The organism is Bradyrhizobium sp. WYCCWR15520 (assembly GCF_056174665.1).
In genome coordinates, this window is record NZ_JBWBWM010000001.1 from 344,135 (window position 1) to 357,791 (window position 13,657).

General features: G+C 62.1%; 12 protein-coding genes. All 12 read right to left on the reverse strand.

Annotation, left to right across the window (positions count from 1 at the left end):
• Nucleotide 1 precedes the first annotated feature (1 nt).
• The gene (locus AC0QUY_RS01700) at nt 2-3,649 is read right to left on the reverse strand and encodes a hypothetical protein (protein WP_475385481.1); all 3,648 of its coding nucleotides are present in this window, start codon (nt 3,647-3,649) and stop codon (nt 2-4) included.
• 315 nt (nt 3,650-3,964) lie between these two features.
• Complete coding sequence (locus AC0QUY_RS01705; RefSeq protein ID WP_475385482.1) at nt 3,965-4,105, reverse strand: hypothetical protein; 141 nt, start codon at nt 4,103-4,105, stop codon at nt 3,965-3,967.
• Nucleotides 4,106-4,448: 343 nt separating this feature from the next.
• Nucleotides 4,449-4,661 (reverse strand): hypothetical protein, encoded by a 213-nt coding sequence (locus AC0QUY_RS01710; protein WP_475385483.1) that lies wholly within the window; start codon nt 4,659-4,661, stop codon nt 4,449-4,451.
• Complete coding sequence (locus AC0QUY_RS01715) at nt 4,652-5,077, reverse strand: hypothetical protein (protein ID WP_475385484.1); 426 nt, start codon at nt 5,075-5,077, stop codon at nt 4,652-4,654. Before AC0QUY_RS01715 ends, AC0QUY_RS01710 begins: the two co-directional genes overlap by 10 nt.
• On the reverse strand, nt 5,058-6,869 hold the full coding sequence (locus tag AC0QUY_RS01720; protein ID WP_475385485.1) for a DNA polymerase: 1,812 nt from the start codon (nt 6,867-6,869) through the stop codon (nt 5,058-5,060). The genes AC0QUY_RS01715 and AC0QUY_RS01720 overlap by 20 nt, the downstream gene beginning before the upstream one ends.
• Nucleotides 6,859-7,500, reverse strand: a complete 642-nt coding sequence (locus tag AC0QUY_RS01725) for a hypothetical protein (RefSeq protein ID WP_475385486.1) — start codon at nt 7,498-7,500, stop codon at nt 6,859-6,861. The genes AC0QUY_RS01720 and AC0QUY_RS01725 overlap by 11 nt, the downstream gene beginning before the upstream one ends.
• A gap of 271 nt (nt 7,501-7,771) precedes the next feature.
• Nucleotides 7,772-8,074, reverse strand: a complete 303-nt coding sequence (locus tag AC0QUY_RS01730; RefSeq protein WP_475385487.1) for a hypothetical protein — start codon at nt 8,072-8,074, stop codon at nt 7,772-7,774.
• A gap of 342 nt (nt 8,075-8,416) precedes the next feature.
• Nucleotides 8,417-8,641 (reverse strand): helix-turn-helix domain-containing protein, encoded by a 225-nt coding sequence (locus AC0QUY_RS01735; RefSeq protein ID WP_475385488.1) that lies wholly within the window; start codon nt 8,639-8,641, stop codon nt 8,417-8,419.
• A 107-nt stretch (nt 8,642-8,748) separates the two neighbouring features.
• Nucleotides 8,749-9,426, reverse strand: coding sequence for a hypothetical protein (locus tag AC0QUY_RS01740; protein WP_475385489.1), 678 nt, complete (start codon nt 9,424-9,426; stop codon nt 8,749-8,751).
• A 3-nt stretch (nt 9,427-9,429) separates the two neighbouring features.
• The gene (locus AC0QUY_RS01745) at nt 9,430-10,617 is read right to left on the reverse strand and encodes a tyrosine-type recombinase/integrase (protein ID WP_475385490.1); all 1,188 of its coding nucleotides are present in this window, start codon (nt 10,615-10,617) and stop codon (nt 9,430-9,432) included.
• A gap of 413 nt (nt 10,618-11,030) precedes the next feature.
• The gene (locus AC0QUY_RS01750) at nt 11,031-12,008 is read right to left on the reverse strand and encodes an HAD family hydrolase (protein ID WP_475385518.1); all 978 of its coding nucleotides are present in this window, start codon (nt 12,006-12,008) and stop codon (nt 11,031-11,033) included.
• 127 nt (nt 12,009-12,135) lie between these two features.
• The gene (locus tag AC0QUY_RS01755; RefSeq protein ID WP_475385491.1) at nt 12,136-13,623 is read right to left on the reverse strand and encodes an arylsulfatase; all 1,488 of its coding nucleotides are present in this window, start codon (nt 13,621-13,623) and stop codon (nt 12,136-12,138) included.
• Nucleotides 13,624-13,657: the final 34 nt, after the last annotated feature.

Consider the following 13,657-nt stretch of genomic DNA (forward strand, 5'->3'; position numbering starts at 1 on the left):
CCTAGGGGTGGGGTCCAACGATGCTTCCACCACCCTCGAACACGTACTTGCTTTCGATGTCCGGATCCTCGAGCTCGTTTTGCAGGATGCGCTCGGCCTGGCGAATGTTGTCGAGCTCGATCTCGCGAAGCCGGGCCTGCGCGCTCTTGACGTCGATGATCCGATGCAGGTGCTTGAACTGCTCCATAACCGAATGCGCGCCCGGGAGTGCCTCGATGTACAGGCCGTCCTCACAAGGTATGACAATGTCCTCGTCCCGGTGCGAGCGCTGCAGCAGCTTCTTCAACACAGCACGGAGTTCGGGCTGGAGCTTCTCGAACTCGTCGGTTCGGTTGTTTTTCTGGTAATGCTCGCGGAGGCAACAGACATAGTCGGCGAACTCGTCGAGGGTCATATTGCCGATCGGGTCAGGGTCGGAGAGGCCATATTCACCCTCGGCGAGAGTGACGTAAGGCTCCATCATGAACTCAGTGATCGGGTTCGCCTCATACATGGGCAAGACGAGATAGTTCGCGACGACACCGACCGGCTTGTAGATGTTCGCGACGCGCGACAAGGGCACCGTCTTGATCTTGTCCGCCTCGCTCAGTGGTGGCTGCTTGATACCAAGGCCGCTAGTCGCGTGGACCCATTTAGTGTCGATTGCGGCTACGTCAGTGGCTGCCGCGAAAACCGCGGGATTGATTTTGATCGTCCGCGACTTGTCCTTGGTGAAAACGGGGACCGGCACGTCCTTGAGGCGCAGGAAGCGCTGGTCGTCCGGCTCATGGGCCCAAACCGCCTGCATGTAGTAAAGGATGTTCTGCCAGATATGGTCGAGAAGCCGGTGGACCTGGCCGAGCTGCGAGAGGTGGCGGGACAGGCGCTCCGTATAATCGCGCTGCATCGACTCCAAAGTCGAGATCGCGCTCATCAGCCGTGAGGCGAGGTCCTGCTCCTCGCGCTGTTCGCGCTCATAAGCGTCGCGGGCCGCGCCTTCGCGCAGCTGGTCGGCCTGGCTCGGCTCACCCTCGCCGGTGACCATATCGATCGCACCCTCGACAATGCCGCCGACGATCGGAATGCCGCCGGCGATATCGCCGATCCCCCCGAGTATGTCGCCAAACAGCCCACCGCCGCCCTCGGCGGACTCGGCAGTCTTCTCGATCTGCTTCTGGAGCGCGCCGTAACGCAGCCCGGCTAGTGCGCGGCGATCGGCGAGGTCCTGCTTCAGATCCTCGACCAGTTTGCGCTGGCGGAACAGGCCCTCGCGCATCTCCCGGAGCGCGACATCGTCGCTGATCAGGCTCGTCGAAACATAGCCGAGCGCCGGCGCAAAGGACGGGTCGAGCAGCACGCGGCTAAGAATCCAGTCGTGGCGTATCAGCCAGGTATGGGTGAGCTCGCTTGGCGCCGGAACTTCCTGGGCGACGAAAATGACCGACTGGAGGGCATGGATCTTCTCCTCGATGCCGATCCGCCGCTGCAGCTCGTAGAAGAGGAAAGTGCAGGGAATCTCGTCATTGGGGTTCATGATTTCGCCCGACTGGGTGACCTCCTCCTCGAAGGTTTCTTCGGTCGAAATTTCGACCTTGCGCTCGTTTTTCACCTCCTCGCTCGCCTTGCGGACCGCCTCGTTGAACTCTTTCTTGACGGAGTCGGAATGCTTCTCGACGTCGCGAGTGAAGGTGGTGGTATTCGAGCCGGAGACGCCCATGCCTCCACCGCCACCCTGTTCGCCGCCACCGCCGCCGCTCCCGCCCGCACCATAACTGACGGTGCCGGTCGAGCTCATGGAGAAATTGGTCTTTGATGTCGCACGGTGAATGATCTCGGACTCTATCCGCGCACGGTCCTCGGACTCGCCGGTTCGCCGCTCGTAGCGCGACTCGACTTCCTGAACGGCGCGCTTGGTCCTGCGCAGCGTGCGGCGGTTATATTTGCGGACCTCCTTCGGAGCGAGCGGAACGGTGCTGACCAGCTCGCCGACCTGGTAAGCCTTCAAAGTCCAGATCTGCTTGTAGGTGACGAGTAGGCCGAAATTGACGCTGCGATACTGCGGGCTCGCGGCGAAGTGGCGGAACGGATAGGCGCGGCTGTGCTGCCGCTTCAGGTCCTCGATGATGGTGTGGGTCGGACGGAACGGACGGGTCGCTTCGTTTTCCAGCACGAGGCGGCGCGCTAGCGCAACGATCCCGTCGGCATCGGACTTGAGCAGCCGTAGCTTGGTTCGCAGCTGGATCGCGCTCTTGGTCAGCAGCGGCCCAAGGCCGGCTTGGATCAGGGCGCGGGTGGTGCCTGCTGCGGCCAGCAGGTCGAACAGCGATGTCTCGTCTTCGTCGATCTTGTCGAGCAAGACCTGGCGGATGTTGGCGATCTGGGTCGCGATCTGCGAAAGTTGGTTGCGCGCCAGCGTCGGCAGCGCGTTCCACTCCTCGCGGGTGATGATCAGAGTGCTGGCGACGCCTTCATAAGCGGTGTCGGCCGAAGTGCCGATATCGAGCAGCTCGTTGAGGAAGAAATTGGTGTTAAACACCCCGCCGCCAAGGAAATCCTTGACCCTCTTCACAGCCGGCGCGCCGCCGCGCTCGACGAACTTGTCGTAGGCGGCCTCGACGTCGTTCAGGAATCGGTCGTCGAGCGCCTCCTGCCAGATCGGCTCAAACGCAATCTGGAGGTCGTTGAAGAAATGAAGGGCTGGCACGTCGGCCGGGCCGGGAGCGAAGGTGACCTTGGCGATCGCGTTCGAGACGCCGTCGGCATTGAGGCTGGGCTCGAGCAGCTGGTCGCGCCCTTCCTTCTTCGGGCCAAAGACTAGCAGGTCCTCGGGAGAGGCCTGACGCTCCATCAGCTCGTTGATCGCCTTTTTGCTGACATAGACGGGCGCTTCGCCTTCGCGGGTGATCACGCCCGGCTCCAACGGTTCGGTTGGTTCGTGATGATGATCCTCGTCGCCGTCGAGACAGGCTTCGGCGTCGGTGCGCGGCCGGCAGGGATCGTCGGCGGGGGCAAAGCGGAAGACTTGGGCCGGCTTGTCGAGCGTGGTGCCTAGGATCTTCTCGAGCTTCTCTTCCGTGATCTCCAACGGGGCGGTGCCGCCGCCCGGCAGCCTCTCGAGCTGGGCCTTGGTCAGGCGGAGGCGACCCGTCCGCTCGATCTTGCCGCCTTCCTCCTCCGTGTCTGGATCGCGCGTTCCGGTCAGGGTCTTGAAATCCTTCTTTAGCGCCTGCTCTCCGACCTTGCGAATGTCGGCCGGCATCGGGACGAACCGGCTGCGCTGGCGGTCTTCGGGCGTCACTGTCGAGATGGAGTCGGCGAGCAGGTCGCGAACCTTTTGCCGGAATAGATCGCGCCGTTCCTTCACCTCGCCCAGCGCCTCGGAGAACGCCTTCTCCTCGACCTTGCGAAGCTCGGCACGCCGCGCCCTCGCGGCCGCGGCATCCGCTGGCGGCGTACGCGGCGGAGGGACGCCGCGGGCTAGGCCAGCGCGCTCGATCGAAAGTTGGGGAAGCTCGATCTCGAAGTGCTCGCGCGCCGCGGCGCCCTCGCGAATCTCGGATTCGAAAAGCAGTCGCCGCTTGCGATCGACGCCCGGCCGATCGGGCGCGAACAATCGCAGCTGAAGGTTGATCCGGTTTTCGGGACGCTGACCTTTGACAGGGATTGCCATAGAGAACTTGCCTGTCTCGATGGCGGCCGAGGCAAGCCGGACGATCCCGCCACGGCTACGGACATCGACTGCTTCGACCAGCAGTCCACCGATGTCGCCGCCGGTGTCCCGGAAAACTCGGCCTGTAACAATTAGGGACGAGCCGCTCGGAGGCTCATTCCGCGGCTTAACGTTGTCACCAGAGGATTGAGATACCACTCGCGCCATGTGCCGTCTCCTGAGCCGTGCACATTCTTCGGAACGGTTGCTCTTGCCTTCAGGAAACAGGCGCAAGAAGGCGGGATTGGAGGCGCCCATCCGCTCCTTCTACTCCGGTTAATACAGCAGATCGTTATTTTCTGAAAGCGTATTTTCGGCGTGGCGGATGTACCCGCGGAATTGTCTATCCCAGAAGCTCCCGACCCCGACGCCGATGGCGGTTATGCCGTCATCAATAACCAAGAGAACTCGCGCCATTGCGATCTCCCTTTGGTTCCGACAGGCATGATTGATGGAACAAACCGAAGGGCTAGAGGCCACTTCTCCCGAGCTTGGTCAGTTTTACAAATGCTCGGGGGTTGGTTGAGGGAAGAGCGGCGGTTTCGCAGCGGGAGGCCGAGGCTTGGGTTTCAGCATCACAGCGGCCGTCGCGACGTTCGCGCTCGCATCGCGAGGTACTGATTTTCGGAGAACGGCGCCGTTGGGGGAATATCACCAGGTGTTCCCATGATGGCGAGTTTTTCATCCGTGTTTACGAGTTGCGCGCCGGATAAGGGTATCAGTTTGTGACCTGCCAAGAGGTCGCTTTGGCGCAGGGCGCTCACGACAGATACCGCGCGCGCGAGACGACCGCCAAGGTCAATGACATCAGTGATTTCAGTGATCGTTGCTCACCTGCTGCTCCCACAGATTCTAAGAACTCAATTGAGAGAACAAGAATAGATAATAGGGACCCCTTGGGCGCGATCGCGCGCATGTTGCCGGGAATCTTGGGCGCGACCGCGCCCATGTGACTGTGCGCGATCACGCCCATGATTTCGGTGCCTGAGTGTGGAGCGGGGTGACCCGTGGCGACCTACGCGGCTTGCGGTCCACCACGATCAGCCCCACCCGTTCCAATTCGGCAAGGGCGTCCCATTTTGATCGAGCAGAAATTTTCACTGCCCTCGCCACCTTACCAGACACGGTGACCGGCTTTCCCTTACCATACCAATGCAGATACAGGATCTCGTGCGCCAGGCGGTAGGTGCTGATCCGTTTCGCATTCAACAGCCGCTGTTCCCATTCCCTCGGCACCAGGGTGTACTTCCGCAGCCAGCCCATCCGCCTCGACGCGTTTGGCGCGCTGGCCCTTTTCGTGGCCCTGACTACACGCCGGAACTCCGCTTCGATCTCGGCATCCCATTCGTCCAGGTTACGGGCGGGCTTCTCAGGCGGTTGCTGCGACACGGCCGCCCTCCGCTTTCAGGCGCCGGTACAGCTCCAGCAGTTCCAAGACTTCGTTCCACATCTTGACGCCCCGGGCGTCGGAATAGCTGTCCGGATAGCGGACGATGTCGACGCCCGTTCTCAATTCGGAGTCGCCGAGCACCACGCGCGAGGCGCGGCGCATGATCTCGCGCATCAAAGCCACGTCGGCGTCGATCCGCTCCAGCGAGCTTTCGATCAGCACCGCGTCGTGCACCGAACCGCACAGTTGCAGGCCGCGGCGGTGGCCCTCGATGCAGGCGACCCGCAAGATGTCGGCTCCCGTTGCCTGCACTATGAAATTGCCGATCGAGCGCGCGTTGAATTCGGTGATGCCGGTACGGCACGCCCAGCCGAGCGGCGTATGCATCGTGCCGGTGTTGAGCGCGTGCGCGATCCAGTCCTCCACCCACGTCCAATATTTCGAGAACAGCCCTCGGTGTTGGTTCAGCATCTCGTGCGCAGCGAACGTCGAGACGCCCAGCCGCTGCGCCAAGGTCACGTGCTGCATGCTGTACTGCGCGCCGAGACAGCCGACCTTGTAACGCTCGTGAATGTGCGGATGGGATTTCTTGGTCGATCCTGGCGGCGCTTCGTCGAACCGTTTCGCAAACTCGATGTAAGGGCTGCCGCTGGCATACAGATCGAGCATCGGCATGCAGCCGGACAGCGCCGCCGCGATCTGGAATTCCATCGCCGACCAGTCGATGTAGGCGATCGCCCGCCCAGGTCTTGGCTTGATGAGGGACCTCAAGAACACCGCGGGGCTAAAAATCCATTCGGAGGCTTTCGGCTGCGAGCGCCCGGTCTTGGAGACGAACGGCCAGAGCACCGTTCGATTGCGCCCATCGGCTCCGATCGCCAGCTTGACCCGCCGCATCTTGTTGCGGGCGTGGCGCAGCTGGCGCAGCGGCTCGGTCTCCGGATAGGCCTTGGCCATGCTGTCGAAGGTCTTGCTGCGAAGGTCGAGTTTATTGGAGCCTTCATGGCGGGGCCATGAGATGCCGGCGCGGACGCAGTACGCTTCGAACAACGCAGTACTGAAACTCCAATTCCCGGCGGCGTCCTGCACATAGACACCATATTGCGGGTTGATCCGGGGCACGATGGCGTCGCGCACATTGGCCCACGCGTCTTTGTCCTGAAGCTGGCGGACGATTTCCATATCGATCGGAACGCCGCGGTGCTCCATCGCCGCCGACACCGCGACGAACTCGCCCCAGTGCAATGCGATGTCCAGGTCGACGTGTGGCAGCAGCCGCTCCAACAGCGCAGGTAATCCTACAACGTCGCTCGTGCAGTATTCGAGGATCTGCGCGATCTCCTCCGCACTGTAAGGGCGACCTTGCAGGATGCGTGTGCGCATCGCCTCCTTGTACTTCTCGCCGGCAGTGTCGAGACCAAAATGGCGCAAGGCTCCAACCAGCCCCTTGCCTTCGGGCGACGGCACGCGCCCGTTGATGTAGCAGCGAAACATCGGGGAGAGATCGAGCACCTTGCTCGGCAGAGGCCAGCCGCGTGCAAGATGACAGCCGCATTCGGCGGTCGCGGCAAAGCAGACGAACAGTGCGCGGTCGTCCGTGCGGTGGGGTGGCGCGGGTCCGAGTTGATCCTCCCAGAGCTGGATGCGCCGCCCGGCGCGCAGTTCATACGCGCACAAGCAGAGCACGTCCGGGTGCTCGCCGGGCCGGGAAATAAATTCGAAATCAACGAACCATATTTCCTCGAAACCGGCGAACTCCGGCCGGTCGAACCATGCCGTGCTACCGGTCACGGGCCGCCCATTTCTTGAACAGCACATGCTCGAGGCTGTCGAGCATCCGACCCTTGTCGCGGAAGCAGAGTCGGAAGATCTTGGCCTCGCTCAGTGGCGGCCATACTGGGTCGTCGAAGCGACCCGCCGGCGCAGGGAACACCTTGTACATTTTGTTGTCCCTGTCGGAGTAGAGCCGCACCCACCGCTGCACACCGTCGAGCAACCCGATCTCTTTCGTCCTTGTGTATTCATTCTCGGTCTCGCAGTTGATCGGGATGACGTGATAGCTGCCGCGCGGCGACATGGTCAGATAGAGAGTATGTTCCGCACAGCCGATACCGATACCGTGAAGCGGTTGCTCCATATCCGGGGTGACGGCGAAGTAGTGTTGCTCCATGCCGACCTCGACGTTGACGAGCTTAACGGTCGGGCGGAACGTCGCGTGGGTCCGAAAGAACTCGTTCTTCGTCGGCATCCTGCTTACCGCGATCGCGACGATGCCTTGCGCCGACGCTCCAGATACGCCGGGAAGGTCGCGGCGCAGACTGCGGTACTCCAGTTCATCCTGGTCGAGCGCCGCCTCGTCGTCTGCGGATAGCGTCGGGTCAACCAGTTCAAGTTTTAGCTTTTCGTTAGACTGCTCGCTCATTTCAACCTCCAACTTTGGCCCGGCATTTCGGCGAACAACGCGTCGTCGACCGGGACTCGGATACATTGCTGGTGATGAGGTGGTGACGGCGCTGGGAACGGCCTTGCCACCGCTGAGGCGCCAGAGCCGGCGGCCCGCCTGGTATTGCAGGCACAGGGGTTTCTCGCGTCGCATGTCGGCGATCGCCCGGTTGGCTGCTGCGACGTTGTGGTCACGGCGGAGAGCTGTTGGAAGTCGATCGCAGGGACGCCCTGGCGGGTTCCGGCGGCGCTCATGCCAGCACCCGATCGGCGTGGGTGCTCGACAAATCGGCTTCCGGCGCTCCCGGGAATCGGTAACCGCCGATGACGTTGATGGGCGGCGTGGTGCGCCTAATCAGCACCCGGTGGGACTTTGGCAGATCGGGCCAGTTTTTAAAGTTGATCGGATCGGCCGCGGGACCGGCGATAATGCGAAAGGCTCGACCGGATTTGGTGCCGGTTTTTAGCGTTGATTTTGCTGATTTTTCTTGTGCGTTGTGACCCAACCCCGCTGTGGGGGTAGCGGAGACTGTTTTTGCCGCGTTCTGACCCACACGAAGCCGGTACTTCCCCGGGTGGCGTTGCAGCGCGTGGCGGCACTTTGAGCGCCAGCAAACCGCCCTCCGGCGAGACGCCTTTGCGATGGCCGCTTCGCAAACGATGCAGCGGCTAGCGAAGTGAGCGCGCTCGCAAGGCTCACAGCAAAACGCGGCCCTGCGATCGTTGGTGGGATTCTTCAAAAGACCGCCACAGCGGAAATTGCGACAACGGTGGCGGAGTTGTTGCGGAGGGCCGGCTCGATGATTATACAACACGCGTGAACTCCAGTGCTTGGCGGTGCTGGGAACGGAAATTGAAAGGGCGGCCCGTTGCGGGGTCGCCCTTTTGCTTGCGATTCAGGTTTGCGCGGCCTTGCCCGTAGCAGCCTCGCCATTCATGGCGGGCAGTGCGTCTAAAAAACTGTTCAGATCGCTGCGCAAGATGACGGTCCGCCCCCCAAACTTCCGGGCGGTGAGTTGCCCGTCCGCGATTGCTTCATACAAGCGGCTGCGGCCAATACCGGCAGCAAAGGCGGCTTCGGCAATCGTCAGCCCCAGTTTTTCAACAGCGGCATTGTGCATCGAGAAATCCTCCAATTGCGTCCACGCAATTTGCGTCGGACGCGGAGAAGAAAATCCCAATTCGGGTTATGCTGTCGAGAAAACCGGTAGCTCGCTATTTGCCGGATTTAGTGAGCCGATGGCTCCGCGCGGCGATTGCGCGCGGCAATTTCTTTCCCAAGGGCTGCGGAGCGAGCTTTCGCCTCCCCTATCGGCGGCGGCTTTTGCTTCAGGCGCGCGACGATTCCTTTCGCCAAGGCTTCATTGAAATTTGACAGCTCGCGCTGGTACAGATTCTTGGCTGCCGGAACTGTCATGCCGCAAATCGCGCTTATTGTTTTCCACCCCGGGCGCGCCGGTTGGCCTTGCTGGGCCTTGCGTGTCGGACCTCTGGGCTCAAGCAGCAGAACTATATCGAGCAGCTTTTGTAGGATTTCGTCGCGCCGGTCTTGAACCACGGGGCGGCCGCGTCCGGGCGTTAGGCCGAGTAGCTGCTCAAGGCTTTCCTTGTTTTTCTCCAAGCCGTAGACCTTCACCGCACGAAAAAACCACCAGAGACGCCGCCTATCGGCAAGCCACTGGTCGCGCCGCCCGTGCGCGGCGGCGTAAGACTTCACGTCATCACCGGCAACCGGTGCTGGCGGCTCATGCGCCCCGTATGACTTATAGGTTTCCTTGATGTGCTCGGCTATGGCGCGAAGCCACACGAGCGCCTCTGCTGGGTTCGGGCGGTCCCCCTCGGCTTTGCGCTTGGCCCTGCGCTTGACCGTCACAACCTTGCGCTTGGCCTTGCACTTGACCGCCACGGCCTACGCCTTGCCCCTGAACGGCACGACCTTGGGGGTCGGGTCCGCCGCGCAATAGGACGCCCATGCCTCCATCAGTTGGCGGCGCTTCTCCAGCGCGTCGCTGCGGCGATAGGCCTGCTCGGCCTTGTCGCCAATGACATGCGCGAGAGCGGTTTCTATCAATTCGCGTGGATAGCTGGTTTCGTTCCCGGCCCAGTCGCGGAAACTGGAGCGGAAGCCGTGGACCGTCGCGTTCTCAATTTTCATGCGGCGGAGCATCATTTCCATCGCCATGTTCGACAGCGGTTTGTCGCGGCGCTGGCCGGGAAATACGAAGTCGCCCGAACGGGCCTCGCCTAGTCTGGCAAGGATGTCGGTGGCGCGTTGAGACAGGGGGACCCGATGCTCGCGGCCCGCCTTCATCCGATGGGCAGGCACCCTCCAGATTTTCTTGCCGAGGTCGATTTCACCCCAGCGCATGCCGAGGATCTCGCCGGAGCGCGCGGCGGTGAGGATGCACAGTTCCAGCGCCACCGCGGCGAGAGCCTCGCGCCCGCCAAGGTCCGCTACAAACCCTGCTACCTCGTCGTAGGGCATTGCGGGGTGATGCCCGCGTGACAGCTTCGATGGCCGGGGTAACAAGTGGTCAAGGTGGCCGCGCCAGCGCGCCGGGTTCTCGCCGTCCCGGTAACCTTTGGCTTTGGCGGCGTCCAAGACTTTTTCGATCCGCCCCCGTAACCGCGAGGCCGTTTCGGCCTTTATGATCCAGATCGGCTTTAGGATGGCCAACACATCGTCGGTTGTGACGGTATCCACCGGCTTGGCGCGCATGGGGGCGCCGTAGGTCTCCAGCGTCGATTTCCACTGCGCCTTGTGCTTCTCGTTGCGGAAACCAGCCGAGAGAGCCTCACGCACCTGATCAGCCATTTCGGCGAATGTGGGGACGCCACCGGTGCGTTTCCGGTCGTCAATAGGGTTCAGGCCTTGGGCTATCTTCCGACGCGCGCTGGCGGCCTTCTCCCGGGCATCAGCTAGGGAGACACTGACGGCGCTGCCAAGGCCCATTTCCTTGGCCCTGCCGCGCCAAGTGAAGCGCAAAACCCATTTCCGCGAACCTGATTGTGAGACGACCAGGTAGAGGTTGCCGCCGTCAGCGTATTTGCCCGCCTTCGCAGTCGTCACCCTGCGCGCAGTGAGCTTACCTGTCATCCGCCCCTCCCCTATCCGGTCCCCAATCTAGTCCCCAAAAATAGCACGGCTTGAGGCGGACGGGAATAGACGGTGGCGAACAAGAGCGGAGGAAAAGACCTATTTCTATGCTAGATGCGCGATCGTTGACGGACAGTGGCGGACCACAGAAATCAATAGTTCGTCGGTCTCCGGCTCCGCCAAGGCCAGAAAGGTCCAGCCCGGGGACATAGGGCGTCCGGTGGCCGATCATGCCACGATTGTAGGCGCTGATGTCCAGTAATCGCCGATGTCATCGCCCATGATACAAGGATGCTGCGCTTTTGCTGTTGCTGCACAGGTCAGCCGTCGATAGCGCGTAATTCTCGCGCGGTCTTCGCTAAGACGCCAGTGCGCGCACCTGCAGTCAGCTTGTCATTTTTTGGGGTCAAACGTCATTCGAAGCCAAAGATGCGTTTCCAATCCTTCTTCATGTCAACCACGGTCCACCTGTTCACCGCTGCGGCGTCGAGCGCCACGTCGAGCTTGCCGAAATGCGACTGGCGGTCGTAGGCATATTCGCGCTCTGCATCGGTGTGATGGACGATCAGGCCGAATCGCGCGCCACTGGCGCCGAGCGTCGCCCATTGCAGCATTTCGAGATCGCCGTCGGAGTTGCCGAAGGCCGCGATCGGACGGCGGCCGATGTGCTCGTTGATGCCGATCGGCTTTCCCGCCTTGTCGTCGATGAAGTTGACTTCGGGCAGCCGGAAAAGTGTTGGCGCGCCGTCCTTCATCTCAAATCGCGTCTTGATGGACGATCCGATCACCTGCTCCGGAGGTATTCCGTAGATCCGCTCGGTCCAGGGCCGCATGAATTCGATGCCGCCGCCTGACGCGATGAAGGTCTTGAAGCCATTGGCCCGGAGGTAAGCGAGCAGTTCGAGCATCGGCTGGTAGACCAGTTCGGTATAGGGCCGCTTGAAGCGGTGATCGCGTGCGGTCGCGAGCCAGTCGGTGACGATCTTCTCGAACTCCGCCGTGGTCATGCCGGCATGCGTCACGGCGATGATTTCGACCAATCCCTTTTCGCCTGAAGCCGCAAGCGCCTTCAGGTCGCCGTCCAGCACCGCCGCGAACGGCTGCTTGGTCTTCCAGTCCGGATGCATGGGCGCCATGGCCTTCACACGGTCGAGTGCGAAGGCCAATTGGATATACATCGGCTGCTCGATCCAGAGCGTACCGTCATTGTCGAAGGTCGCGATGCGTTGCTCGACCGGGACGAAGAAGGGCCCGCCTTGCGTCGTGACGCGCGCGACGAAGTCGAGGATCGAGGCTTTGGTGGCGCCGTCGTTCCAGGACGGGAGCGGATCGCGTTGCGCTTGAGCCCCCGCCGGGGTCGAGCGAAGCGAAGCAGAGAGCAATGGAAGCATCGCCAGCGACGAGAGCAAGACTCGGCGGTCCAAGTGAAGCGATGCCGGCAGACCGTGCCAGGTGTTCGAGGTTATGCTCATTCTCTATCTCCTCGGCGTTAAATCGCGCTGCTCACATGTTCGCTGTTCAAAACCGTGTCATGTTCGCGGCCGGCGGGTTCGGCGATTTCACGAGGCTTGCCTTGTATTCCTCAACCGTCTTCAGCGCCGGGCCGATCACCCATTCGTACATCTCTCCGATGTTGTGTTCTTCGTGCGGGTCCGCTTCGATGTTGAACACTTTGGGGTAGCCGTTCATCGGCGCGGCGCTGGCGCCGACTCCTCCCAATAGGGTCGCGCCGCCGGAGCCGCTACGGCCCGGCGCCACGTCGGCAAAATAGATGCGAAACTGCTTCCAGCGCGCCGCAACGAGAGACGGGCCGACGAAGGTCAGGAGATGTTCGCGCCGCCCGCTGTCGTTCCCGCCAAGCAGCAGGTCGGTCTGGTCGATGCCGTCGATCGGGCGATCATCTGGCACTTTGCCGCCGGCAATCCGCGCGAAGGTCGGGAAGAAATCCATGATCGAAAACATGGCGTAGGACGATCGCGGCCTTATTCGCTCCGGCCATCGAATGATGGCGGCGGTGCGGATCGATCCTTCACTCACGTCACCCAGCGCCCCGCGCCACGGCCCGGACGAGCCCATGTCCGGCACGTCGCCGCCGAACGGGCGCGAGACGGGACCGTCAGGGCCATTGTCGGACGCGAACACCACGATGGTGTCGCGCGCGAGGCCGAACTGGTCGAGTGCATCGAGCATTCGGCCGACGATGGCGTCGCCTTCCATCAGGGAATCGCCGAACTGGCCAATGCGGGATTGGCCTTCGAAGCGTTTCGACGGCAGGTTCGGGAAGTGTGTTCGGGAGATCGCCATATAGAGAAAGAACGGCTTGCCGGCCGCCTGCTGGCGCCGCATGAAATCAACGCCGCGGTCGACCAGTTCCCAATCGATCTCGCGTCGGACTTCCGCGGTGTAGGGTTTCACCGTCCTCAGCGCCTCCCCGCGCTTGGCCTCGACGATCTGCGGTCCTTTGTCGAGCGGGATATCGAGCGTCTTGGTCTGCCGAGCCTGCTGGATCATCAGGAAGGCATCCCAGGTATCGCCGGGTGGGATGCCGTAGAATTCGTCGAAGCCCTTGTTCTGGGGCTGGCTGTAAGGCTGGGCGCCGAGATGCCATTTGCCGAACATCGCCGTGGCGTAGCCGGCCTCGCGCAGCATTCCGGCCACGGTGATTTCTGTCGCTGGCAGCGAGATTGAAGTCCCCTCGACCGCAACCAGCGACAGGCCGGAGCGAATGGAGTAGCGTCCGGTCATGAAGGCTGCGCGCGACGGCGTGCAGGCCGGTTCGACCAGGAACTGCGTCAACCGCAAGCCTTCGGCCGCGAGCCGGTCGATGCGCGGCGTCGGCGCCCCGCGCAGCTCGCCGCCGCCGTAAGCTCCGATGTCGCCATAGCCGATATTGTCGGCGAGAATGAAGAGAATGTTCGGTTTTTGCTGTTGTGCTGATGCGGGTGCGACCATCATGGTGGCGAGCGACGCCACCATGCCGAACCAGATGTCCCTGCGCCGATTCATCATCGATCTCCTGCAGAGGGGCTGATCGATCGGA

Excerpts from the sequence above, each read along its gene's own strand:
- AC0QUY_RS01700 (WP_475385481.1), bottom strand. The coding sequence starts at position 3,649 with ATGGCAATCCCTGTCAAAGGTCAGCGTCCCGAAAACCGGATCAACCTT.
- AC0QUY_RS01705 (WP_475385482.1), bottom strand. The coding sequence starts at position 4,105 with ATGGCGCGAGTTCTCTTGGTTATTGATGACGGCATAACCGCCATCGGC.
- AC0QUY_RS01710 (WP_475385483.1), bottom strand. The coding sequence starts at position 4,661 with ATGGGCGTGATCGCGCACAGTCACATGGGCGCGGTCGCGCCCAAGATT.
- AC0QUY_RS01725 (WP_475385486.1), bottom strand. The coding sequence starts at position 7,500 with ATGAGCGAGCAGTCTAACGAAAAGCTAAAACTTGAACTGGTTGACCCG.
- AC0QUY_RS01735 (WP_475385488.1), bottom strand. The coding sequence starts at position 8,641 with ATGCACAATGCCGCTGTTGAAAAACTGGGGCTGACGATTGCCGAAGCC.
- AC0QUY_RS01745 (WP_475385490.1), bottom strand. The coding sequence starts at position 10,617 with ATGACAGGTAAGCTCACTGCGCGCAGGGTGACGACTGCGAAGGCGGGC.
- AC0QUY_RS01750 (WP_475385518.1), bottom strand. The coding sequence starts at position 12,008 with ATGCTTCCATTGCTCTCTGCTTCGCTTCGCTCGACCCCGGCGGGGGCT.
- AC0QUY_RS01755 (WP_475385491.1), bottom strand. The coding sequence starts at position 13,623 with ATGAATCGGCGCAGGGACATCTGGTTCGGCATGGTGGCGTCGCTCGCC.